Here is a 24,333-nt window from a genome sequence, read left to right as displayed (position 1 = left end):
TTTAGCAATCAAGCTTATACCCAACACCATAAATCGTCTTAATATACTCCCCGCTCGCACCAAGTTTCTTTCGAAGTCTTTGCACCATAATATCAACTGCTCTCGTATTTCCGATATACTCAAAGCCCCATACCTTCTCAAGTAACTCATCTCTCATAAACACACGCTGCGGATTCGAAACAAACAACTGACATAAATTAAACTCTCGATACGTTAACTGAATTTCTTGTCCACTCACATGTACCTTTCTTTCTTTTGGACAAATTACCAATTCTCCTGCTCGGATTACCTCATGATTAGAAGACACTTCTTCCTTCCTCACACGCCGACTCATATTTTTCACACGAAGAATAAGCTCCGCATAATTAAAAGGCTTCGTCACATAATCGTCCGCACCAAGCTGTAGACCAAGCAATTTATCATTCATCTGACTCTTTGCTGTCAGCATAAGCACTGGAATATCGTGATCCTTCTCTCGGAATAAACGTAATAACTCATACCCATCCGTATCAGGAAGCATCACATCTAAAATGAGTACATCCGGCTGCTCATTCCATCTCTCTAAAGCTTCTCTCCCATCAGCTGCCGTCAATACTTCATACCCTTCCATTTCCAACTGCATCCGAATCAAATTACGAATACTCGATTCATCATCAACTACAAGTATCTTCATCATTCTCCTCCTTCCGTCCTGTATTATAGTACAGTTTAGTATAGCAAAAATCATACAAAAAAAGAGAGGGTATTGTCGAACATATGTTGAACGACGATCCCCTCTCTTTTTTATTTTTACTTATTTCTCATAACCATGAGGTTTCTTCTGATGCCAATTCCACGCATGCTCAATAATTGTCTTCACATTTACATGCTCAGGATTCCACCCTAACTTCTCTTTCACCTTTTGAGAAGAAGCTACTAAACGCGCTGGATCTCCTGCTCGTCTTGGTGCAATCTCTGCTGGAATTTCATGATTCGTAACTTCACGAACTGCATCAACGATTTCTTTCACACTGAAGCCATTACCATTCCCTAAGTTATAGAAATCACTTTCCCCGCCATTTTGTAGATCCTTAAGTCCAAGGAAGTGTGCTCCTACTAAATCATCAACATGAATATAATCACGGATACAAGTACCGTCTGGTGTATTATAATCATCACCAAACATCATAATCTTCTCACGTTGACCTAATGCAACTTGTAAAACAAGAGGTATTAAGTGTGTCTCAGGGCGATGATCCTCACCAATAATGCCACTTGGAGTTGCACCAGCTACGTTAAAGTATCTGAAAATCTTATATTTTAAATTAGAAGCTTGACTATACCAATGGAGCATCTTTTCAATCGCTAGCTTTGTTTCACCGTATGTATTCGTTGGATTTGTTAAAATTTCCTCAGTAATAAGATCAACATCTACCTCGCCATAAGTAGCCGCAGTAGAAGAGAAAATAAACTTATCTACTTTAAACTTGTCCATTACTTCTAGCAAGCAAAGTGCGCCGTACACATTATTGTTATAATATTGAAGAGGCTTCTCCATACTAACGCCGACTAAAGAATCAGCAGCAAAATGCATAACCGCTTCAATATTTTCTTGTTTAAAAACATCTCTTAGAAAACCTTTATCACGAAGGTCCCCTTTATAAAACTTTGCACCCTCTGTAATCGCATCTTCATGACCAGTTTGTAAATTATCAACTACTACTACAGATAGGCCTTCATCTATTAATTTTTTTACAGCATGAGAACCGATGTAGCCAGCTCCACCACAGATTAAAATTGAATTCATCTTTCTTCCTCCTACATATTATCTCCCTAATATAAAAGGTATGCGATTAATGGCATACCTTTTACATAAACAAATTACTTAGCTACAAAATAATTTGTCACATATTGCGCTCAAACGTCATATCCTTTAGCATTTGGGAAACTGAATTCCTCTTGTAAATACGGTAAAATCTCTTTCGTAGTTGCATTTGACCATGCTTCCCAATGGTCAACATATGCATAACCATTTTGCTTCGCAAATTGCTTTAATGCTTCAACTGCTTTCGGATAATTTTTCGCACCATATATTGGGTTTGGTGGTTGAATCATAATCGTAGCATCTTTCGCACTGCTCGAAAGTTCTCCAACAAACTTTTGCGCATTAGCAACAGAGTTTCCATTACCCATTTTATGATTTTCTGTAATGAACGGTGCTTCAAATCAAATAACATCTGGTTTTGCTTTCGCAATATCTTGAGCACGTTTATTTGCAATTAGCTCCTCAGTGCTTTCATTCTTATATTCCTTAACCGTCACATTCCATAAACCTTTACCGTAACTTGCATCCAAGTTAGATACAAACTTAGATACCCAAGCGTCTTTTACAGGTGAAGAAGCCTCATCACCAACAATAATAAGATTCACTGCCTTTTTATCTTCAGCAGCTTTCTTTAACTTCTCTTTCACTGCATCTGGTAAATTCTTTGCGTATGCTGCATTAAAAGATGCCTTTGCATCTTGTTTCTCTTCTTTGTTCGTCTTATTGTTCTCTACTTTAGTCTTTGTCGTTTTTACCTCATTTGTTTGTGCTGTTGCATTCGCAACCTTCTTACTCCAGTGTATCTTACCACTTACAATAGCATCTACAAACAATACGAACATAACAAGGACCGTTATTGCTTTCTTGCTCATCGATTCACTTCGTCTAATAGTCTTACATCATATAATACTAATATAAAAACAAAAAAAAATAAACCCAACTCTTTCCAAAAGAGTTGGGTTTATCCGTATTATTACTTATTTTAGCTCAAGATGTGCTTTTAATTTATTTGTTAAATCTTGCTTCGCTGCGTCTGGAACATAATAATACCAAATACCGTCAGCTGCTTTATGTCCGTCACCTGGGATTTGAATATCTTCACTATTTTGCAAGCAATTCTTATAATTCTTTTGCATATCAAACATTTGATCTTGTGTTAAGTTTGTTTTCACGTTCTTTTGGATTGCTGTAAGTACATCTCCATAATTTGCTAAAGAAGATAAGTTTGCACCTTTTTTAATAACTGCTTGCATCACTTGGCGTTGACGCATTTGACGACCGAAGTCACCACGTGGATCTTCTTTACGCATACGAGTATACGCTAAAGCTTGATCACCTGTTAAATGAATATTCCCTTTTTGGAAGTGCTTTCCTTCAAGAGAGAATTCTAAATCATTATTTACATCAACACCACCCACAGCATCAACAATATCCTTAAATCCTTCCATATTAACTTCTATGTAGTAATTAATAGGCACACCTAAGAATTTTTCGACTGTTGCGACAGACATATCTACTCCACCAAACGCATAAGCGTGGTTAATTTTATCACTTTTTCCTTTACCGACAATTTCCGTATACGTATCACGAGGGATACTTAACGTCTTTATAGAATTGTTCTTCGGGTTTAAAGTAATAACCATTAAAGAGTCAGAACGCCCTTTATCTTCACCGCGTTCATCTGCACCTAGTAATAGGATTGAAACAGGTTCAGATTTATTGATTTTTTCTTCTTGTTTATTATTTTGATCACGCTTTAAAGGTTTATGAACTTCATCTAATGTTTTTGAAACAGAAGAATATATATTATAAGCGTAGACTCCTCCACCTATAATTAATACTCCTATGATTCCTAATATCCATAATAGGATTTTCTTTTTCATTATCTTAACCTTCTTTCTTAGAACCATCTTATAAGTTCATCAAAAAATAGAAATTCAATTCTATTAATTATACGGAATTGAATCTCTTTATTCAACAGCGCTTTATTCTACACCTAACATCTAATACAACTATATTCTCGTATAGTCTCTGACTCTATACAAAAGTAACACCATGCATTAGTGAAAATCTTTAAATTCGCCTATTTAAAAAATCACTATTTCAGCTACATTTTTTATTTACCTATTAAATAGACGCTCACTAAATAATGCATACTTATTTGAATGGATTATTATTCACTATTTAGTTGCTTATCTTCAGTTTCGATGCACTTTATAATATTACTGATTCCATATGAAATAACTATTAACATCCAAAACTCATTTTTATAAAACACACTCTCTGTTAACCCTATTATCATATATGCAAAAATTGAAAAGGATAAAACTTTAGAAATAACATGATTTTTAAAATAACCTAAATTTTTAGCGACTATTATCAAAATTACCATAAAAAAGGAAATACCAAGAATACCGGAATACATAAGAATTTCAAGTAATCCATTATGTGCCTCATGCAAATTAATAAAATGTTGATTAATAATATTATTTCCTCTTCCAAAGCCTATAAAATAAGAGCCCCCAATGGTATTCAATATTAAGTCCCACACATAAGTCCTTCCAGTAAATGTTAAGTCTTTATGCAAAACATTTATAATAAAATCCTCAAATAAAAGTTCTTGCAATCTAAAAACTATTATGGCGAAGAAGAGTATAACATAAATTAAAAGATAGGTTTTTAAAGATGGGAAGTATCTTTTGTGTACCACTAGAAATAAAGCCGTTACTATTGCCACAACAATTCCCGTTCCACTTTCCGACAAATAGATAGATGCAATACTTATTAGAATCACAATAAGTGGGAATATTTTTAGCTTTTTATACATAATATAAGAGTAAATAAATATTATTGGTATTGCTGGTAATACTGTCATCGTAATTGCATTTTTTCCTCCTAGCAAATATATGGGGAATCCATTATTATCAATGGTAATCCCATTAATCAGCATTGTTAGGAAATTTAAAATAACAACGACTGAAAATAAATAGTACATCCCTCTAAAAAATTCTTTAGATTCTTTCAGAGCATGAGAAATGTAAATACAAAAAGATATAAAAATTACTATGGTAAATGCAATCCCATTGGTTAAATTCCCATTAACAACAGCAGAAAATAGAACCAACATCATATAACACACTATTAGCAGATTCAAAATAGTTATCCGCTTAAACACTAAACAAAAGGCCACTAACACCATTATCGATTTGCAAATAAAGACAAAATCGTTAGTATGCTCTAAATTAAAATAATAAATATTCAGATGGGGTAAAATCAAAAAAATGGCAACCCATCTATTTGAGATATTCATATATAATCCTCCACCGTCAATCCATTACTGAAGTTGATTTTTAATTTCTTTTCAAATTTCCCTTTTATTTTATCGTAAAATTCATAAAAAGACTGTATGATATAAGTTGATCGTTGTTGAAAAATTCTCCAGTAACACTAACCATCTATCCTTTTTCTATTAAATCTACAAAATAAAAACAATACGCCTTAACTTTTAGTCTCTACTAAATAGATCCCTTGTATAGACTTTCTCCTCTACTTCGTGTAAATCATTAGTTAATCTATTAGCTACAATTACATTACTTACCTTTTTAAATTCTTCAAAGTCATTAATTACTTTAGAATTATAAAATGTCTCTTCACGAAGTGCTGGTTCATATACAACAACTTCAATCCCTTTTGCTTTAATGCGCTTCATAACTCCTTGAATAGCTGATTGCCTAAAATTATCCGAATCCATTTTCATAGTTAATCTATAGATACCTACAACTTTAGGATTTCTCTTTATAATCATTTCTGCAATATGATCTTTTCTTGTTCTATTTGCATCAACAATTGCTGTCATTATATTATTAGGGACGTCCGCATAATTCGCTAAGAGTTGCTTCGTATCTTTAGGTAAACAATAGCCACCGTAACCAAAAGATGGATTATTATAATTATCACCAATTCTTGGATCTAACCCAACTCCATCAATAATTTGTTTTGTATCCAGTTCTCGCACTTCTGCATATGAATCTAGTTCATTAAAAAAGGCCACTCTCATGGCTAAATATGTATTGGCGAATAATTTAATCGCTTCAGCTTCAGTCGAATTTGTAAATAATACTGAAATATCTTTTTTGGCTGCACCTTGAACTAATAGTTCAGCAAATACTTTTGCTCTATTAGATTTTTCACCTACAATTATACGTGACGGATATAGGTTATCATATAAAGCTTTACCCTCTCTTAAAAATTCTGGTGAGAAAATAATATTGTCCGTTTCAAATTTCTCCTTTATTTTCTCTACATAGCCTACCGGAACTGTTGATTTTACTATCATTATAGTTTCTGGGTTAATAGATAAAACATTAGCAATTACAGCTTCAACAGTTCTTGTATTAAAATAATTTTCATCTGGATCATAATTCGTCGGTGTTGCAATAATAACATATTCTGCATCCTTAAATGCCTTATAATTATCGGTAGTAGCTATTAAATTAAGTTCTCTTGTTGCTAGAAATTCTTCAATTTCAGTATCTATAATAGGGGACTTTCTATTATTAATCATATCCACTTTTTCTTGAATAATATCAATTGCTATTACTTCATTATGTTGAGCTAATAAAATTGCATTAGATAAACCGACATATCCTGTTCCAGCTATTGTAACTTTCATTTATTCGAAACACACCCTTACTTCTTAATATCCATCTGGTTTATTCTTTTAAAACTTATCCTTAATTCACCTTAAAGTAATAATTGAAAAATATCACTTCACATCTTCTATCCACTTTTCCCTATTTAACACCAAATGAGCAAGTTCCTTTTTTTGAGTATCGTACTTATCCCAATACTTCAGTTCTTCTAGAAACTCTACATGATTTTTCTCAAATCTCATTTTAATAACTTTAGCTGGATTACCTACTGCAATAGCATAAGGTGGAATGTCCTTAGTTACAACTGATCCAGCTCCTATAATTGCACCATTTCCTATTGATACACCTCGCATTATGATTGCGCTGGCACCAACCCAAACGTCATTACCAATTATCGTTTGAGTATTTAAATCCTCAAAACTCCCTGGAATATTAAGAATATTACTATTAGAATATATAAATGGTGACGTGCTAATATTTTTAACAGGGTGATTAGGTAAACCTATCGTGCAATTATAGCTTATAGAACAAAACTTCCCGATATTCGAATTAAATACTATAGAATTATTATTTATATACGAATATTCATCTATAGCAACATTCTCACCAATTATTACACCCTTATTAATTCTAGCACCCTTAGATATTTTAAGATTGCGGTTTACCTGAAAAGAATTAATACTAGCTGATTTATGTTTATATTTCAAAAACATGAATTTGACTAATAACTTAACCTGTTTTATCATATTTTTCTCCCATAAACGCTATATAATATGTAATTATATAAATAGAATAATTTATATTTATAATTAGGAGCTATTTGTAGTAATAATTTATAATATGCTTTCGCACCTTTAGAATTTTTTTTGAACAATTGATTATTACCAATAGAAGTCAATCCGCCATTTTGATACCCACAAACTTGTAATACCTCATTCACAACTAAAACATCATACTGGAGTGACATTTGAAGTGTAAGTACTCCTTCTGTAACAAATTTTTCCCCATTATACTCAGGAAACCTATAGTTTTTTAGTATGTCGTGTTTAAATACCCAAAGTTTATCCCCTCTCATCCTATACTTATAAATTAAGTCAATTAAATTAAATATTGAATTACTCTTAGGAAAACTACTTCCTATAATATTTCCTTGTAAATCTACACATAAAAAACATATTGCCATTACTTTATTATTTATTTTAGAGTATTTATCAATCTTCTCAAGGGCATATTCCTTTAAAAAGTCATCTGAATCTACACAGACCATAAACTCTCCTTTAGATTCTTCAATTGCCTTATTAAAAGCCCTATGCTTCCCTCCATTATTTTGTCTAATATACCTAATAGATATAATATCTTCTTTTATAAAACCATCAACTTTTTGTTCTGTCTTATCAGTTGATCCGTCATCAATAATTAACCATTCAAAATCTCGGAATGATTGTTTCTTTAAGGAGTCATATAAAACCCCTAACTCATTTTCTCTATTATAGGTTGGAGTAAAAATAGTATATTTCATCTTCTGTCCTCTCTAATCTCAATTTTCATATAACAAATTACTATAAAAAATCTAGATAGAAGGGGAATTTTTGTAATTCGTTAGCATTCCTTTTTATCTAGTTGATCTTAATAAATCTAATACAGTTATCAGGATATTTTTAAAAATATAAATTAAGATAACCGCTAAAATTAATACAAAAAGAATCAAGTATATTCCTTCGAAGTAATAAAACACAAAAATGGAAATTGTTAAAGTAGCTATTCCTCCATATAGTACGGAAGCTTCCAGGCTAATATTGTATTGCTTCTTTAGTTTAATTGTAATTATTAAGCCATTAATAAAGAAGGCTATTGTAAGAGAGATTGTTGCACCTATTAATCCAAAAATATTAGTTAATAAAACTAATCCGAGTACATTAACAACCGCACTAATTAGAGTAGGCATTAATAATTTACTTGATTCCTTCTCTGCTAAAAATAAAGTACTCGCAAAACTTGCATATGAATTAATTAATACACCTATAAATGTAATAGGAATAATTGTTAGTGCTTCGTGATACTGTTCTGCAATTATATATGGAAATATAAGTTTAATAATAATTAACGAGATTGAACCAACATATAAAATAACTTTTAATATATAGTTCAAACTTTTTCCATAATACCCCTTTTTATTTTCTTCTTTCCCCATAGAATATGACATTTCATACCATGCTAATTGAAAAGAATTAACCACTAACACCATTACGCTAGATAAACGATTAGTAACCCCGTATAATCCATTTTCATACATCCCTAATTTATTACTGATTACGAGTCTAATTAGTCCACTTAAAAGCCAATAAGATATAGTTGTTAGGCAGAGCGGTAAAGAAAAAAGTATTAGCTTCTTTATTAGAGAAAGGGAAACTGTACTCATTTTAAAATTACTTATTATTTTAACTTTTATTTCTAGTATCATAATTTGAAGTAGCGTTCCGACAATATATGAAATATATAATGCTTCAATTCCCATATCATAAATTACAATTAAAATTATATTAATCAAAATACTAATAATACTATTCAGTAAACCTGTCGCTACTAATAAAGTATTCTTCGAAAAGCTTCTAGCCACAAAATTATAATAATACTGAAAAGCAAATAACACTCCTTGAATAAAAATTAAATATTTGTAATGGATATTATAATCAATATAATTAATCATAGTAAAAAAAGTGATACTATATAAAAATGCTCCAAAAATTTGAATTGTAATTCCATTTGAAATTACAGCATATTTATCCGTTATCTTCTCATAATCAAAAGTGAAACGAAAGATTCCATCCCACACTTGAAAGAATAGGATTGGAATTACTAAATTAATCAAAGAAATAGTTAAATCGTAATACCCAAAAGATTCAGGACTTATTCTCGCGGTGTATAATGGTAACAAAAAAATCCCTATTAACTTAGTCAATGTATTACCTATAAAAAATACCCCTGATGTCCTTATAAATTGTTTTAAATAATTCATTTATGCTCTCAGTCCTTATAATTCAGCCATTAGAATCTATATACTCTACATAGTTTTTTATCTACTAATTCATTTCCCTAAACATATTTTTATCATAATTAATCCGAACTCATTTATAATATTTCTATTTTTTGAGTGTATCCACTATTTGAATAGCAGCAAATTCCACAGATGTTTCTTTTGGATTCATACTACTAATCAGCTTCTTATTATTGCTATTAGCAAGTAAAAATTTTATTTTTTTTGAAATTTCATTCACATCATAAGTGTTGTAAACGATGTCATCATCTTCTAAATCTGGAATTACCGATCTAGCGCCAGTTTCCTTGGATAAAAGCAAATCGCATCCATTAACCAGGGCCTCAATAGGAGCAAGTCCAAAAGTCTCGAAACTACTATTTTGTACAAATAACTTTGCCCTTTGATAATAAAAGGATATTTCATCATGTGGCACCTTTTGATAATATTGAACAAAAGGAAACGAAAGGATTTCTTCGAGATCCTTTCCTTCATTTCCTATAACAATAAGTTGAAGGTCCATTTGATCTTTTTGATTAATTAAATCAATTGCCTTACAAATTGATTTAATATTTTTTAACGGTACACCTCCTCCAACTGCCATTAAAGTATGTTCTTCTCTTCCTATATTTACTTTTCTAGCTGCAGTAAGAATTCCCCAATCAATCCCATTATTTACATAGGTTAGTTTATCTTCATATTGGGGATAATTTTCTTTCATCCAATACATAAAATTTTCGGAAACGCAAATAATTATAGGGGCTAATTCTAATACCTTATTTTCGATATCAACATCATTTTGATTATAATTCCCGTTAATTTCTCCTTCTATATTACGACATCCATGCATTAAATACGCAGATTTAACCCCTAACAATTTAGAAATTTTAAATCCTATAATATTTATTTTAGACATTCCAGAAAAGAGAACTGCATCTACTTTTCGTAGTTTAACGACAAGCTCCAAAACCCTACCAATTATTGACCTTTTTTCTAAAAACATAGTACTACTAGGTAAATTTTTCTTTAGTGCTTTATTAACATTTGCTGGACCAGTGTTACCAATAAGATCTCCTACAAATAATAACCTCAAATCACTTCTCTCCCAGTTTTCTTTTATACTCTTGATGACCGTTGAACATTTCTCTAATTGCCTGAAGTACAGTCATATTAGATTTATATTTCTTATAATGCCTAAATGCAAATTGCAATATAAGTACTGCCGCCCACCTTTTTGATAGCGCACTAAATATTGCACCACGATCATGAAAATATTTTTTATTAAATCCTTTAAACCAAGAAGATTCACCAATATATAAATCGGCAATCTTAATGGGTTCATATTTGATTTTTAATCCTTTTCTTAAACATTCATATAAAAATATATTTTCTTCTCCCATCCTATAAATAGAACCTGCTCCAAATTGCTCATTAAATTGAATGTTTGCTTTTTTAATTTTTTCAATTCTAAATGCAATTTCGACAGAAGAAGTTTTTAAGGAACTAAGATATCCTAATTTTTTACTTTGATTTTCATACGTTTTGAATGGCTTATTAATTCCTTCAACCTGGAATCTAACAATGTCATAATCTGGATTTTCATCAAATGTCTTTTGGATTAATTCACTATAATTATCAACGTATACTAGGTCATCGTCTGCTAACAAAACAATACCGTCATCATGTGAATTAGATATTGCCTTATTACGACTTTTACTTAATCCTATATCCTCGCTACACGCATAAGTTAATTTATAGTTCTGTACACATAAAGCTTCTTGTTTTTCATACCCACACTGATTTACTATTACTGCATCCGATGATATATTCATCTTTTCAAACAAATCAACAGGGTTTGACCTATTCATTGTTGAGACTAATACCTGAACACACATATTTTCACACCCTAAACTCGATAAATAAAATAATTACTTTCTTCCAATAACATATATCCTACAATTGAAAACTTTATCTATCTTGTACTCTCAGCTTTTTCCCAAAACGGTTTTGCTTTTCCAGTCAATATATTATAGACACCGACCCATTGTGCAATTATCGTGACACAATAATAATAAGTTAACGTTACATACTTATTATTTGTTTTAGTTATTACTTTTATCAATGCCATGAAATAAAATAGCACTTGTCCAATAAATGTTATTAAATAAAACCACGATGCTGTTACCAGTAACGCATTGGATATTAGTACCACAAGATGTGCGATCCATAGCAAATACCTGCATGTTCTATGTCCAAAATAAAAATAAGAAAACCATTTATACTTAAATATATTAAGTATCCTTATATCTGGTAAAATATGCTTCAAAATAATTCGATTCATTCTTACTTTACGACCAAATTCATCTTCAATAACTTCACCAGCTTTTTCATAAGCAATTGCATCATGATTCGCAATCGCCCTTTTTCCTTGAAGTGCATACAATGGCGGCATTGCACTATCATGGCATTGTATTGGAGTAAAGTCATAATAATCCTTAACTCTACATGCATATAAAGCCCCATTACCAGCTGTTATAGTTTGCATTCTTCCTTCAATTTCACGCATCACCATATCGCTATCCCAATAACTTGCTTCAGCATTACTTACATCACTAGACCCTTGATTAACAATCATTAATCTTCCCGAAACATACGCAATTTCTTCTGACATAAATGCTGCCATAAGTTCTTTAACAGATTTTTTATCCATCATAGAGTTTGCATCCGTCATAACTAAATACTCTGTTTTCACAGTTTTTTGTGCTTCATTTTGTGCATTTGTTTTCCCTTTGCGAGCTTTCACTTCATAAATTCGCATTTTTCTATCTTGATTTTCCTTGATAAACTCTCTAACAATTTCATTCGTTTTGTCTGTACTGTTATCAGAAGCTATTAAGAATTCTATTTTATCTTTGGGGTAATCTAACTCTAAAATATTATGAAGTTTATCTAAAATTACTTTTTCCTCATTATGAGCAACTATCATAACAGTTACTGTTGGCTGATGAGAATAATTCTTTTCAAGCTTTCGATTCTTATATAAACTTCCAATTAATTTTAATGATATAGGATAACCCACCATCGCCCAAACTATAATAAATCCACTTATATAAAATAGATATTTATATACCGATTCCATTTATCTTCTCCCTTAATTTTTCTATTCGTCTATCCTTTTTGCCGGAACCCCTACATAAGTTCCAATTTCATTTATATCTCTAATTACCACCGCTCCTGCACCAAATTGGCATTCACTAACAATACTAATGTTATTACTTACTATACTAACCAAGTGCCCAATCCAACCTTTACTGTACCAGCTAAATACGCACCTGGTGATATATGAACGTAATCCTCGATTATATTGTCATAATCTATTGTAGAAGCAGTATTAATAATGCACCCTTTTCCAATTTTGGTACAACAGTTAATGACAGTGCCTGCCATAACTATAGTTCCCGCTTCTAAATAAACTTGTTCTCCAATAATTGCACCCGGATGAACTAAAACCGGAATGCTAGCTCCTTCAGCTTCAAGTTGTCTCTGAATCTTCTCACGTATAGCATTATTACCAATTCCAACAAAGAATTCATAATCATCTATGTACTTTGAAATACTTGTTGATTCATCAATTATTTCTATTCCCATTGAAGATTTTACATTTTGGTTATCATCTAAAAAAGCAATACTCTGCCATTTATTCATTTTCAGTGCGCTATCAGCTATAACTTTCCCGTGACCATTAGCACCTATTATAAGAAGTTTTTTTGTCATAACTTGATACTTCCTTTGCCATTCCCTTTAAATGGCTCCATAGTAGCAGCAGTTTCTGAATTAATTCCTTCTCTAATAAAGACTTTCTTAATCGTTAAAAGAATAATTTTCCAATCCATAATGAAACTTACATCCTCAACATACTCTACATCATAATTAAACTTTTCTTCCCAACTAATAGCATTCCGACCGTTAACTTGTGCTAAACCTGATAATCCTGGCCTAACTTCATGACGGCGCTTTTGATGTTCATTATATAACGATAGATACTGAACTAATAAAGGTCTAGGTCCTATAATTGACATATCACCTTTAAAGATATTAAACAGACCTGGTAACTCATCAAGTGATGTCGAGCGTAAAAATTTACCGAACTTAGTAAGTCTTACACTATCAGGTAACAGCTCACCATTTTCATCTTTTTCATCTGTCATTGTTCTAAATTTATACATTTTAAAAATGTTCCCATGTAATCCTGGTCGCTCTTGTTTAAATAACACTGGACTGCCTAACTTTGTTTTCACGAGAAAAGCTACTATAAGAAATACCGGACTAAGCACTATAATAGCAATTAAAGACAGCGTAAAATCCATTGGTCTTTTTATAAACTTTCTATAGGCGCTACCTTTAGAGCTCCTCATTATGCTAACCACAATCCTTTAATAATTTTCACGATTCTATCTAAATCTTCATCCGTCATTTTCGTATCACTTGGTAAGCAAACACCCTTCTCAAATAACTTCTCTGCTACACCTGTTCCAACAAAATCATACTTCTCAAAGAATGGTTGCAAGTGCATTGGTTTCCAAACTGGTCTAGATTCAATGTTTTCCTTTTCAAGAGCTTCCATCACATCGATTGGTCGAATCTTACCATTCAAAGTCATAGAACTTAACCAATAGTTTGGTTCATTCCAATCATTGCTAGGCATAAACTCAATGCCTTCAAGATTTCCTAATTCTCTCTTATAAAACTCGAATATGTATCTTTTCTTCTGAACTCTCTGATCTAATACTTTAAGCTGCCCTCTACCAATTCCGGCAACTACATTACTCATACGATAGTTAAAGCCTAATTCACTATGTTGATAATGTCTTGCTTGATCTCTGCTTTGAGTAGCCCAAAATCTTACTTTTGAAATTCGTTCCTTATCATTAGAAACGAGCATACCGCCACCAGAAGTAGTAATAATCTTATTTCCGTTAAAAGAGAAAATACCATAATCTCCAAAACTTCCAGTATGCTTACCTTTATAATAAGTACCTAAAGACTCCGCTGCATCTTCAATTAAAGTAACACCGTACTTTTTACAAAGTTCAACGATCTTATCCATATCCGAAGAAAGCCCATAAAGATGAACCACTATAACTGCCTTTACGCTTGGATATTTTTTGAATGCCTCTTCCAATGCTTTAGGACACATATTCCAAGTTTCATAATCACTATCTATAAAGACAGGAGTAGCATTTTGATAAATAATAGGATTTGCAGTAGCTGAGAATGTAAGTGTTTGACAAAAAACAACATCCCCCTTCCCTACTTCCGCCGCTTTTAGGGCCAGATGAATTGCAGCTGTTCCAGAAGATAGTGCTGCCGCTGCTTTAGATCCCACTTTCATAGCTAATTCTTTTTCGAATCCATTCACATTTTCCCCAAGTGGTGCAATCCAATTTGTATCGAAAGCTTCCTTAACATAATGCATTTCATAACCTTCATCACTCATATGTGGTGATGAAAGAAATATTCTGTCTCCCATTTAAAAAACTTCCTTCCCTTAAATTAATGTTTAAGATTAACTTTATTATTGGCAATATCTAATAATCGTCCTCTTATTTCCTCTTTACTAATTTCCTCAAAATCATTCATAAACTGTCTTAAAATCTCTTGATCCATTAAAACAGCTTTTCCTATATGAATCTTAGGGAATATTTGCTCCGGATGAATTTCACCTTCATTTAATAACTCTTCATACATTTTTTCACCTGGTCTTAATCCAGTAAATTCAATTCCAATTTCCTCAATTGAATACCCTGAAAGAGTAATTAAATTTTTAGCTAAATCAACAATCTTTACTGGGTCCCCCATATCTAGTACGAACAATTCTCCACCTCTAGCTAGCGTTCCAGCCTGAATAACTAATCTTGAAGCTTCCGGTATTGTCATAAAGTAACGAATCATATCAGGGTGAGTAACTGTTACAGGTCCACCTTTTTGAATTTGTTTCTTAAATAACGGGATTACACTTCCCCTACTTCCAAGAACATTACCGAATCTAACTGCAACAAAACGTGTACCAGTACTAATGGATGCCATATGTTGGACAATCATTTCCGCAAATCGTTTTGTAGCTCCCATTACATTCGTCGGATTTACCGCTTTATCTGTAGAAACCATTACGAACGTATTTACTTTAAATGTATCAGCCGCTTCTGCTACATTTTTCGTACCAAAAATATTATTTTTTACAGCCTCTTCAGGATTACGTTCCATTAAAGGTACATGCTTATGTGCAGCTGCATGATATACGATATATGGTTGATGCTTGTTCATTATTTCAAAGATTTTATTTCGATCTTGAATATCAGCAATTTCTGTCGTAATTTCCACTGTATCTTTATAAGTAACTCGCATTTCCATTTCAATAGTATAAATGCTATTTTCACCATGTCCTAAAAGAACAATTTTTGCAGGATTATACTTCATCACTTGACGACAAATTTCTGATCCAATTGATCCGCCCGCACCCGTTACTAAAATCGTTTTACCTGCAATCTTTTCCCCGATGCCCGCGTCATCTAATTGAATTGGCTCCCTACCTAATAAATCTTCCACTTGTACGTCTCGAAATTCATTAACAGAAACTTTGCCATCTAAAAGATCTTCAAGCATTGGTACAATTTGCGTTTTTGCTTTCGTTTTTGTACACTTCTCAAAAATTTCGTTTATTTGATTTCTATTTAAAGAAGGAATAGCAATAATGATATGCTCTATATCATTATCTTCCACAATCTCTTGAATATGATTTGTTGTACCAACAACCGGCACATTATAAATCTCCAATTTTTGTTTATTTCTATCATCATCAACAAACGCAATTGGATATAGATCCACTTCTTTATTATGTTGCAATTGTCTTACTACCATAGTTCCCGCTGAACCAGCACCGATAATCAATGTTCGTTTTTTATCTGTAGCTTTCGTAATATATGTATCGCGAAACATACGCCATACAAAGCGAGAACTACCAATTAATAATAAATGTAACATCCATGCGATTGCTAAAATTCGAACATAAATATCATGATTTATAATTTGTTGAACAATTGCTGTTACAATAATAGAAAGTGTAATTGCTTTAAATATTTGTATTAATTCTCCAACACTTGCATATTCCCATGCCTTATTATAAAGCTTATAAATAGCTGCAAAAATATGATGGCTACACAATAATGTAATAGAACTAATAATTACTGTCGTAGGAATTCTGTTTAATACATTAGGATGTACGAACCAATAACTTAAATACACGGCGGTTAATACGATAAATGAATCTAATAAAATTAATAATGAGAGCCGTTTTTGATAACTCAATATATATGTTCCCTTCTTTATATAATTAGTATCTTATTTATAATAAAAAGGTACATTCGCTTATGAATGTACCTCTTCCTTTTTTACAAGTCCCTCTATATATTTCATTAAATCTAATTTCAACTCTTCATTTTGAAGTGCCATTTCAATCGTTGTTTTAATAAATCCGAATTTTCCCCCAACATCATATCGAGTACCTTCAAAATCATATGCAAACACACGTTGGATTTCATTTAAACGTTGAATCGCATCTGTTAATTGAATTTCTCCACCTGCACCTGTTTGTTGGTCCTCAGGGAACATGAAAATTTCTGGTGTTAATACGTAACGCCCCATAATTGCTAAATTAGATGGTGCTGTTCCCTGTGCTGGTTTTTCAACAAATCGGCACACCTGATATTGACGACCATTTTGCGTGATTGGATCAATAATTCCATAACGATGCGTTTCATTTTCGGGTACTGTTTGCACACCAATTACAGACGAATGTGTTGCCTCGTACTCATTCATCAACTGACGTAAACATGGCGTATCAGCTTGTACGATATCATCACCAAGTAATACTGCAAATGGCTCATTCCCAATAAATTTACGAGCACACCATACTGCGTGACCTAATCCTTTTGGTTCTTTTTGTCTTATGTAATGAATATTAATCTTTGAAGATGCTTGTACTTTTTCAAGCATTTCATATTTACCTTTTTCTAAAAGGTTTTGTTCCAGTTCAAAAGAATGCTCAAAATGATCTTCAATTGCACATTTTCCTTTTCCAGTTACAATAATAATATCTTCAATGCCAGATTCAATTGCTTCTTCTACAATGCACTGAATCGTCGGTTTATCAACGATAGGTAACATTTCTTTCGGCATCGCTTTCGTCGCTGGTAAAAATCTTGTTCCCAGTCCAGCAGCTGGAATAATTGCTTTCCTTACTTTTTTCAAATCAGTACCCCTAAGTTTTTCTATATATATTAATGTAACGATAATAAAAAACCTACCTATAGAGTCATATTTATAACTCCATAGGTAGAGTTTCAATTATGGGCATCTAACCCTACCTCACATCATGCTTTTGACAACAAACGCGTCTAAGGTAGAAATTTACTCTACCCACAGCATAGCCGAGTGTCTCCATTGATATTGGTTAGGAGGCATCACCAAGTGGTTTTCTCTTTAAAAGAGACCGAATATTTTTTTTCGTCTTATTTTCTCGGGCTCTTCTCGATAAATCATTTTTCCACTTATTAGTTCATATGTATTTTCTTTGAAGTAGTACAATGTAGAACTTCCAAATGTTTTCTCTACTGTTTCATACGCAGCTTGCAAGTGAAAGGAGCGCGTTGTTGTGTTATGAGCATCTGATGATATGACATGTGTTAAATGATGCTCAATAAGTTGCAATGAAAACTTCTTGATTTTCTTTCCGAACTTCCCTGTGACGCTTCCTGCGGTAATTTGTGTCAGTGCCCCTTGATTGACGAGCTTATACAACACATCGGGGCGTTCAATAATTTCCATATTCCGTTCTGGATGAACAATAACCGGCGTGATCCCTTTCACACGTAATTCATATAACATTTTTTCTGCATAGCGCGGGACATGGTTTGCTGGAAATTCAATTAATATATATTTATCGGTACGATTCAGTGTAATAATACGTCCCAAATCATAGTCTTCTAATAACTCTCCGTACAACCTGATTTCTTGGCCAGGTAAAATGGTTAAATTGATATCCTCTTCTTTTAATCTTTCATTTAACTGCTTTACCTGATGAAGAATGCTTTCTGCTAGATTCATATAAACCCCATTTTGGTGATGAGGAGTAGCAACGATTGTATGAATTCCTTCTTCGCATGCTGCCTTTGCCATTGCAATGCTGTCTTCGATTGATTGTGCTCCATCATCGACATTAGGCAAGATATGACAATGTAAATCAATCATTCTATTTCATCCCCTCTCCACATATTCTTCACATACTGAATATAAGAAGAAAAGATGAATGTTCACCTTCCCTTCTTTTGCATTTAGTTAGAACCGTAATAGTAATATTCGGATCCATTTTGTTCTTTATCGTTTAAGACAACGCCAAGTAATGTACCTTTTGCGCTATCCAATGATTGTTTTGCTTTAAGTGCCGCCTCTTTTTCTGTTGCACCACTTCGAATAACAAGTACAGAAGCATCACATTGATTTGCCATAATTTGTGCATCTGTAACTGGTAAGATTGGTGATGTGTCAAAAATGACAAGGTCATACGTGCCATAAGCTTCTGAAAGTAAATCTTTCATCGAGCTTGCACCCAGTAATTCCGCTGGATTTGGTGGGATTGGACCACATGGTAAAAATGTTAAATTACCGATTTTCGTTTGTGTCACACATGTTTCTAGTGTTTTACTACGTGTTAATACACTTGTTAAGCCAAATATATTATCCACTTGCATCATTTGATGTAATGCTGGTTTACGTAAGTCTGCATCGATAAGTAATACTTTCTTACCTTGTTGTGCGAAAACAGTTGCAATATTAGCAGCCGTTGTTGTCTTTCCTTCACTTTGATTCGCAGATGTTACGATAAGAGAACGAATCTTCTTATCAACAGATGCAAATTCAATATTTGTTCGTATATTTCGGTATTGCTCTGACACAGCTGATTTTGGTTGTTCATATGCAATCAGCTGACGGCGAGCACGTAATATTTTTTTCTTAAGAACCAATTGTATGACCCCCTACTCTCTTCGTTGCTGATAAACTACCGCTCTTTGTGCCATCTTCCTCCATATGAGAAACGACGCCAAGAACTGGTACAGCAAGTAGTTTTTCAATATCTTCTTCTTTTTTCAACGTGTTATCTAAGTACTCTAGTAAGAATGCAATTCCAACAGAAGCCATTAATCCAACAACAAATGCAATTGCTATATTTAACTTTTTATTTGGTTTGATTGGTGACTGACCTTCTGCTACTTCTGCTTTTGATAAGATCGTTACGTTATCAATACTCATAATTTTTGCAATTTCACTTTTGAATATTTCCGCTGTTGTATTTGCGATATCACGAGCTAGTTTTACATCTTTATCTTGAACTGTAACAGCTATTACTTGTGAATCTTTCTCGTTTTCTACATTAATTTTTCCATTTAACTCTTGAGTAGACATGCCTAACTTTAATTCACTCTTCACCCTATCTAAAATTACAGGGCTTTTTACAATGATCTTATATGTATTAGTTAATTGCACATTGGTTTGCACTTCGTTATACTGGATGATTCTCTCATCTTGTTTCTTTTGGTTAACAAGAATTTGCGTCGAAGTCTGATAAATCGGCGTTATAAAGTAGAAACTTACGATCGCGCTTACAAGTGCTGCACCAATCGTAATTACAAGGATCATAACTAATCGTTTTCTTAAAATAGCAAATAACTCTTTCAAACTTATTGTTTCTTCCATGCCTTCCTCCAGCTTTCAATAATTTGTTATAAAAACTTCTGAAAATAAATAATTTGTCAGGTTTTAGGCTGACAACAAAAATCTGGTATCTAGTCCTAAAATTGTTTAGCAATAAATAACTATTTAACATATTACAGAACTTACATTAGTATAGCAAGAATAGTTGAGAAAATTATTGGAAAAATTGACAAATATTACACTACCGAATCTGACGAATTTCGACACAGTTTTTAATGTATAGGTTTTCATTTGTTATAAACTGTCAATATATGGGTATTATTAGTATTACTAGTGAATATACCATTGATTGATCTGTGTATTTATACTATCCTGTTTATACAAATCTTACCTTTGTTAATTTTTATTTTGTTTTTTCTTACTCTTTCAATATCTTTTTTCAGACTTTAGTTGATAAACTTTTTTTTCGAAAGTCCCCTATATTTTTTAATCAAACGTTTGTTTAAAAGTAAGAGAACTTACCTATCGACAAATCCTCTTACTTTTCGTCCATTTCTTCATAATTCGCTTCAATAACAATAAAAAAGATGAATGACCATACTCTCTTCATTCATCTTCCAACGTAAAGTTATGTTAACAAATCTTTATTCTTTCTTATCACCAATTGCAAATGTGATTTCAGCTTCACAAGCGATTTCACCATTTACAGTTGCTACTGCTTTTCCTTTTCCAATCGGTCCACGGACACGTGTCATTTCGACTTCTAAGCGAAGTTGATCACCTGGGCGAACTTGACGTTTGAAGCGGCAGTTATCAATGCCAGCAAAGAATGCAAGGCGACCGCGATTTTCTTCCTTCTTCAGTACCGCAACAGCACCCACCTGTGCTAATGCTTCTACAATTAGAACACCTGGCATCACAGGATAATCTGGAAAGTGTCCATTAAAGTATTCCTCATTTGCCGTTACATTTTTAATCCCAACCGCACGCTTTCCTTCTTCAACTTCTAGAATTTGATCGACTAGTAGAAATGGATAACGATGTGGAATAATTTCTTTAATCTGTTGAATATCTAGCATATCATTCTCTCCTTATATACCAAATTGGTCATACCACCAACACACTGTCCTTATTATCCCATTCTCCATTGTTTTTGTCACGAAAAACAAGAAATGCTTTCTACCCAAAATATCTATTAGGACTATTCATACAAAAAAGATACACCCTTTTCCCTTCGCTAATCGGTATAACAAAATAATAGCAATTAACACGGAGGTTGGAAAAAGGTGTATATCAAAGTTAGGGAGAGGAAATATACATTATTTTCCCTATGTGTCGTATTCATAGCTCATTATAAAGGACAAAAATAAGAAAGAAAAATTTAATATTTACTCCTTTTTACCATCATACCCTTAATTTTCTACAAATTTCTACAAATTTCTTCATTTTTCTTATATTATCTTAAATAGCATATCTAGAAATTAAGATTCGTAATCCAGAACACTATGCTTTATAAAAAAATAAATCTTCGTGGATTAGCCTTTAATAAAAATCCTATAAAATATCATCACAAAAGATACATTTACATTTCACAGAAATATCTAACATTGCATATAAATTCTTTTAAATCTATTTAACAATACATAAAAATAAAGTATAACTAATAAGAAATTGTCGCTTTTCCTTGTTTATCTGTTAAATAAGGCATTCCGGAGTATTTGAGAGAAAAACTCAAATGAAATAAAAAGAAATACTTATATAATATTCTTCACTATCTCTCTTTCATCTCCTCAAATCGTTTCCCTTCTTAATTACTTATATAAAATTAGTAGCAATTCAAAATACTAACAATTCATTAGGCACTACCTCTCATTAATCACTGACCATAAAAATGTCTACAAGGTGCTTCAAAATATATTATCACAACTACACTAATAAACCTTTATATACAAAAAGCAGCGAGACCTCTAGTCCTAAAGACGGGGGGTCTCGCTGCTTTTTGTTATATGGTATAAATAAAATCAGGTTCCTTGTTAAATTATAACATGGATATTTATACATGTATATAGATGGCATATTAATAAGTCACAAAAAGTATTTCTAGTTTTTTAATGGTCACACAATTAAATTAAGCTCATATTTCCATAAAAAGACCAGTACACAAATACCAATTGTCCCCCAAACCATAAATAATCAAATTGTGTTACCGGCCCGAAAGAAATAAAGGCAGTGTATTCCTTAAATTTATAAAAAATAATTGTGACTAGTCATATTTAAATATTTACCTTAGCCTGTTGTCCAAGTAGGCTACTAAACAAACCACTTTCATCTTTTGCCAGTTGTGTGAAACTACCGTGTTGAATAATTTGTCCTTGATCCATTACAATTACTTGGTCAGCTTTACGTATAGTAGATAGCCTATGTGCAATGACAATAATTGTCATGCTTCCTTTCAATCTTTCCAATGCTTCTTGTATTTTCGCTTCATTTTCAGCATCTAGAGCACTTGTTGCCTCATCCAGTACTAAAATAGAAGGTTTTCGAAGTATCGCTCTAGCCAGAACAAGACGTTGTCGTTCTCCTCCTGAAAGCTTGACTCCCCTATCGCCAATCATTGTATCCAATCCTTGCGAGAGCCTGCTAACAAACTCAGCGGAAGCAGAAAATTCCAAAGCTTCCCAAAGCTGCTCCTCACTTGCATTTGGTTCAACCATTCTCAAATTGTCTCTTATACTGGCATTGAATAGAAATGGATCTTGAGGAACATAGCTAATAGATTTCCTCAATGATAATAAGTCCTTACTTGTCAACGGTTTGTTATCTATTAATAACTGACCGCTCTCCGGCTGCATAAGTCCCATTATGATATCAATTAATGTACTCTTTCCAGCACCGGAACGCCCTGAGATAGCTGTCATACAATTTGCAGGAATACGCAAATTAATATCTTTAAGTGAGTACACAGCATTTTCTTTATTGTAGCGGAAAGAGATATTTTGACACTCAATAGATTGTTCTATCTGCATAGGATTTATACAATCATAATCCTGCTCTATATCTTGCAATTCTATACTTTTCTTACACTCTTCCTGTAATTGCAGCAAATCTTTAAAAGCGGGAAGATTCGCTGCAATTTGTTCCATGTTGGATTGTATACCTGCAAATCGTGGCCACAAACGAGAAAATATAAGAATAATTAATAATAATTGCTCCGTTTTCGTCTGAAACAGCTTAACAGATAGAAAGATAAGAATAGCAATGAAAACAGCTGATGCAATTTTATAAAAGAGTTGAGAATTATTTCTCACCTTAATATATGCAAACTGTTCACGTTCCACATCTTCTACCCAATTACGTAACCACGTATAACGAGATCGTTCTAGTGTATTGCTCTTAATATCCTTAATTCCATTAAAATGATCAGTTATACCTGCAAGATACGCTTTTGAATTCTCTGAGGTTCGACCACCTAATCTTTTTGATTTTTTAATAAATCTTCGTGAAAGAAAGGCGAGTACCACAGCGCAACATAGTACAAAAATTGTTATATCTGCCGCTAACCAAAAAGCGAAACCAATCTGTATAAATGTAAACATTAAAGAAGTGAGCAACTGTAAAAATAAATTAGTGCCTGCGCTAACACGCCCTAATTCCGTTGTCAAAGAATTGATAAGATCTGATTTTCTCTTTTTCACAAAAAAACTCCAGTTGGCCTGCAACAATCCACGATAAGTTTCCAATCTCAAATGATTAATAAAACGTATCTGGATTTTCGCATTACGAACTGTTATATTCCTTTGCAAAAGCGCTTGTCCCACGACCAATATAATATATATTCCTAATACAAGTGGTAATCCTAAAGTAGTTGGAAACTCACCTAGGAATCCAAGAACCCCTGAAAGAGGACTTGTCTGTTCATTCATCTTCGCAATACCGCTAATACTTATCATAGGAATTAATAATAAAATGCCGATTCCTTCTACAAGACTAACCAATACCATTCCCATGAGATTAACAATGAGAATGTTTCCAGTAAAAGAGTATAACCGCTTTGTAAAATATAAAATATTTCTCAT

Annotated in this window: 20 protein-coding genes and 2 pseudogenes; all 22 read right to left on the bottom strand. The window is 32.7% G+C overall.

Annotated features, from left to right (window positions below; all coding sequences use genetic code 11):
* Position 1 precedes the first annotated feature (1 nt).
* The 22 genes and pseudogenes from U860_RS0101405 to U860_RS0101300 all read right to left on the bottom strand — a co-directional run bounded on the left by U860_RS0101405 (position 2) and on the right by U860_RS0101300 (position 24,333).
* Positions 2-673, bottom strand: a complete 672-nt coding sequence (locus U860_RS0101405; RefSeq protein WP_025147123.1) for a response regulator transcription factor — start codon at positions 671-673, stop codon at positions 2-4.
* Between the two features lie 120 nt (positions 674-793).
* The gene (gene galE, locus U860_RS0101400; protein ID WP_025147122.1) at positions 794-1,786 is read right to left on the bottom strand and encodes a UDP-glucose 4-epimerase GalE; all 993 of its coding nucleotides are present in this window, start codon (positions 1,784-1,786) and stop codon (positions 794-796) included.
* A 110-nt stretch (positions 1,787-1,896) separates the two neighbouring features.
* Positions 1,897-2,676: pseudogene (locus tag U860_RS31000) on the bottom strand (SGNH/GDSL hydrolase family protein).
* Positions 2,677-2,781: 105 nt separating this feature from the next.
* Positions 2,782-3,714: a LytR family transcriptional regulator gene (locus tag U860_RS0101390; protein WP_257145128.1), complete on the bottom strand. Its 933-nt coding sequence runs from the start codon at positions 3,712-3,714 to the stop codon at positions 2,782-2,784.
* A 263-nt stretch (positions 3,715-3,977) separates the two neighbouring features.
* Complete coding sequence (locus tag U860_RS0101385) at positions 3,978-5,114, bottom strand: O-antigen ligase family protein (RefSeq protein ID WP_025147120.1); 1,137 nt, start codon at positions 5,112-5,114, stop codon at positions 3,978-3,980.
* A 195-nt stretch (positions 5,115-5,309) separates the two neighbouring features.
* Positions 5,310-6,476, bottom strand: coding sequence for a nucleotide sugar dehydrogenase (locus U860_RS0101380; protein WP_025147119.1), 1,167 nt, complete (start codon positions 6,474-6,476; stop codon positions 5,310-5,312).
* Between the two features lie 93 nt (positions 6,477-6,569).
* Entirely contained in the window at positions 6,570-7,202 is a 633-nt protein-coding gene (locus U860_RS0101375) for a CatB-related O-acetyltransferase (RefSeq protein ID WP_025147118.1), read from the bottom strand.
* Entirely contained in the window at positions 7,199-7,975 is a 777-nt protein-coding gene (locus U860_RS0101370; protein ID WP_025147117.1) for a glycosyltransferase family 2 protein, read from the bottom strand. The genes U860_RS0101375 and U860_RS0101370 overlap by 4 nt, the downstream gene beginning before the upstream one ends.
* Before the next feature lie 93 nt (positions 7,976-8,068).
* On the bottom strand, positions 8,069-9,472 hold the full coding sequence (locus U860_RS0101365) for a lipopolysaccharide biosynthesis protein (RefSeq protein WP_025147116.1): 1,404 nt from the start codon (positions 9,470-9,472) through the stop codon (positions 8,069-8,071).
* Between the two features lie 124 nt (positions 9,473-9,596).
* Positions 9,597-10,583 carry a glycosyltransferase family 4 protein gene (locus U860_RS0101360; protein WP_025147115.1) on the bottom strand — a complete coding sequence of 329 codons (987 nt, stop codon included), beginning with the start codon at positions 10,581-10,583 and terminating at the stop codon, positions 9,597-9,599.
* A gap of 1 nt (position 10,584) precedes the next feature.
* On the bottom strand, positions 10,585-11,385 hold the full coding sequence (locus U860_RS0101355; RefSeq protein WP_025147114.1) for a glycosyltransferase family A protein: 801 nt from the start codon (positions 11,383-11,385) through the stop codon (positions 10,585-10,587).
* A gap of 77 nt (positions 11,386-11,462) precedes the next feature.
* On the bottom strand, positions 11,463-12,629 hold the full coding sequence (locus tag U860_RS0101350; RefSeq protein WP_025147113.1) for a glycosyltransferase family 2 protein: 1,167 nt from the start codon (positions 12,627-12,629) through the stop codon (positions 11,463-11,465).
* 21 nt (positions 12,630-12,650) lie between these two features.
* Positions 12,651-13,264 (bottom strand): annotated as a pseudogene (locus tag U860_RS30995) (acetyltransferase).
* Positions 13,261-13,905 (bottom strand): sugar transferase, encoded by a 645-nt coding sequence (locus U860_RS0101340; protein WP_025147112.1) that lies wholly within the window; start codon positions 13,903-13,905, stop codon positions 13,261-13,263. Before U860_RS0101340 ends, U860_RS30995 begins: the two are co-directional and overlap by 4 nt.
* Positions 13,905-15,020: an aminotransferase class I/II-fold pyridoxal phosphate-dependent enzyme gene (locus U860_RS0101335; protein WP_025147111.1), complete on the bottom strand. Its 1,116-nt coding sequence runs from the start codon at positions 15,018-15,020 to the stop codon at positions 13,905-13,907. Before U860_RS0101335 ends, U860_RS0101340 begins: the two co-directional genes overlap by 1 nt.
* 23 nt (positions 15,021-15,043) lie before the next feature.
* Entirely contained in the window at positions 15,044-16,855 is a 1,812-nt protein-coding gene (locus U860_RS0101330) for a nucleoside-diphosphate sugar epimerase/dehydratase (protein ID WP_025147110.1), read from the bottom strand.
* A 60-nt stretch (positions 16,856-16,915) separates the two neighbouring features.
* A complete protein-coding gene (galU, locus tag U860_RS0101325) occupies positions 16,916-17,797 on the bottom strand; it encodes a UTP--glucose-1-phosphate uridylyltransferase GalU (RefSeq protein ID WP_025147109.1) in 882 nt (293 codons plus the stop codon).
* 231 nt (positions 17,798-18,028) lie between these two features.
* Positions 18,029-18,796 (bottom strand): CpsB/CapC family capsule biosynthesis tyrosine phosphatase, encoded by a 768-nt coding sequence (locus U860_RS0101320; RefSeq protein ID WP_025147108.1) that lies wholly within the window; start codon positions 18,794-18,796, stop codon positions 18,029-18,031.
* Between the two features lie 83 nt (positions 18,797-18,879).
* Positions 18,880-19,569: a CpsD/CapB family tyrosine-protein kinase gene (locus tag U860_RS0101315; RefSeq protein WP_025147107.1), complete on the bottom strand. Its 690-nt coding sequence runs from the start codon at positions 19,567-19,569 to the stop codon at positions 18,880-18,882.
* A complete protein-coding gene (locus tag U860_RS0101310; RefSeq protein ID WP_025147106.1) occupies positions 19,559-20,299 on the bottom strand; it encodes a Wzz/FepE/Etk N-terminal domain-containing protein in 741 nt (246 codons plus the stop codon). The genes U860_RS0101315 and U860_RS0101310 overlap by 11 nt, the downstream gene beginning before the upstream one ends.
* Before the next feature lie 602 nt (positions 20,300-20,901).
* Entirely contained in the window at positions 20,902-21,336 is a 435-nt protein-coding gene (fabZ, locus tag U860_RS0101305) for a 3-hydroxyacyl-ACP dehydratase FabZ (RefSeq protein WP_002184592.1), read from the bottom strand.
* A 1,194-nt stretch (positions 21,337-22,530) separates the two neighbouring features.
* Positions 22,531-24,333 carry an ABC transporter ATP-binding protein gene (locus U860_RS0101300; protein ID WP_025147105.1) on the bottom strand — a complete coding sequence of 601 codons (1,803 nt, stop codon included), beginning with the start codon at positions 24,331-24,333 and terminating at the stop codon, positions 22,531-22,533.

It is taken from the genome of Bacillus sp. H1a, assembly GCF_000633475.1.
Lineage (GTDB): Bacteria > Bacillota > Bacilli > Bacillales > Bacillaceae_G > Bacillus_A > Bacillus_A paramycoides.
This window is presented reverse-complemented; position numbering and strand designations above follow the sequence as displayed.

Bases quoted from the DNA above. Each gene is read 5' to 3' on its own strand.
- U860_RS0101405 (WP_025147123.1), bottom strand. From the start codon at position 673: ATGAAGATACTTGTAGTTGATGATGAATCGAGTATTCGTAATTTGATT.
- galE (WP_025147122.1), bottom strand. From the start codon at position 1,786: ATGAATTCAATTTTAATCTGTGGTGGAGCTGGCTACATCGGTTCTCAT.
- U860_RS0101390 (WP_257145128.1), bottom strand. From the start codon at position 3,714: ATGGTTCTAAGAAAGAAGGTTAAGATAATGAAAAAGAAAATCCTATTA.
- U860_RS0101385 (WP_025147120.1), bottom strand. From the start codon at position 5,114: ATGAATATCTCAAATAGATGGGTTGCCATTTTTTTGATTTTACCCCAT.
- U860_RS0101380 (WP_025147119.1), bottom strand. From the start codon at position 6,476: ATGAAAGTTACAATAGCTGGAACAGGATATGTCGGTTTATCTAATGCA.
- U860_RS0101375 (WP_025147118.1), bottom strand. From the start codon at position 7,202: ATGATAAAACAGGTTAAGTTATTAGTCAAATTCATGTTTTTGAAATAT.
- U860_RS0101370 (WP_025147117.1), bottom strand. From the start codon at position 7,975: ATGAAATATACTATTTTTACTCCAACCTATAATAGAGAAAATGAGTTA.
- U860_RS0101365 (WP_025147116.1), bottom strand. From the start codon at position 9,472: ATGAATTATTTAAAACAATTTATAAGGACATCAGGGGTATTTTTTATA.
- U860_RS0101355 (WP_025147114.1), bottom strand. From the start codon at position 11,385: ATGTGTGTTCAGGTATTAGTCTCAACAATGAATAGGTCAAACCCTGTT.
- U860_RS0101350 (WP_025147113.1), bottom strand. From the start codon at position 12,629: ATGGAATCGGTATATAAATATCTATTTTATATAAGTGGATTTATTATA.
- U860_RS0101340 (WP_025147112.1), bottom strand. From the start codon at position 13,905: ATGAGGAGCTCTAAAGGTAGCGCCTATAGAAAGTTTATAAAAAGACCA.
- U860_RS0101335 (WP_025147111.1), bottom strand. From the start codon at position 15,020: ATGGGAGACAGAATATTTCTTTCATCACCACATATGAGTGATGAAGGT.
- U860_RS0101320 (WP_025147108.1), bottom strand. From the start codon at position 18,796: ATGATTGATTTACATTGTCATATCTTGCCTAATGTCGATGATGGAGCA.
- U860_RS0101310 (WP_025147106.1), bottom strand. From the start codon at position 20,299: ATGGAAGAAACAATAAGTTTGAAAGAGTTATTTGCTATTTTAAGAAAA.
- fabZ (WP_002184592.1), bottom strand. From the start codon at position 21,336: ATGCTAGATATTCAACAGATTAAAGAAATTATTCCACATCGTTATCCA.
- U860_RS0101300 (WP_025147105.1), bottom strand. From the start codon at position 24,333: ATGAGAAATATTTTATATTTTACAAAGCGGTTATACTCTTTTACTGGA.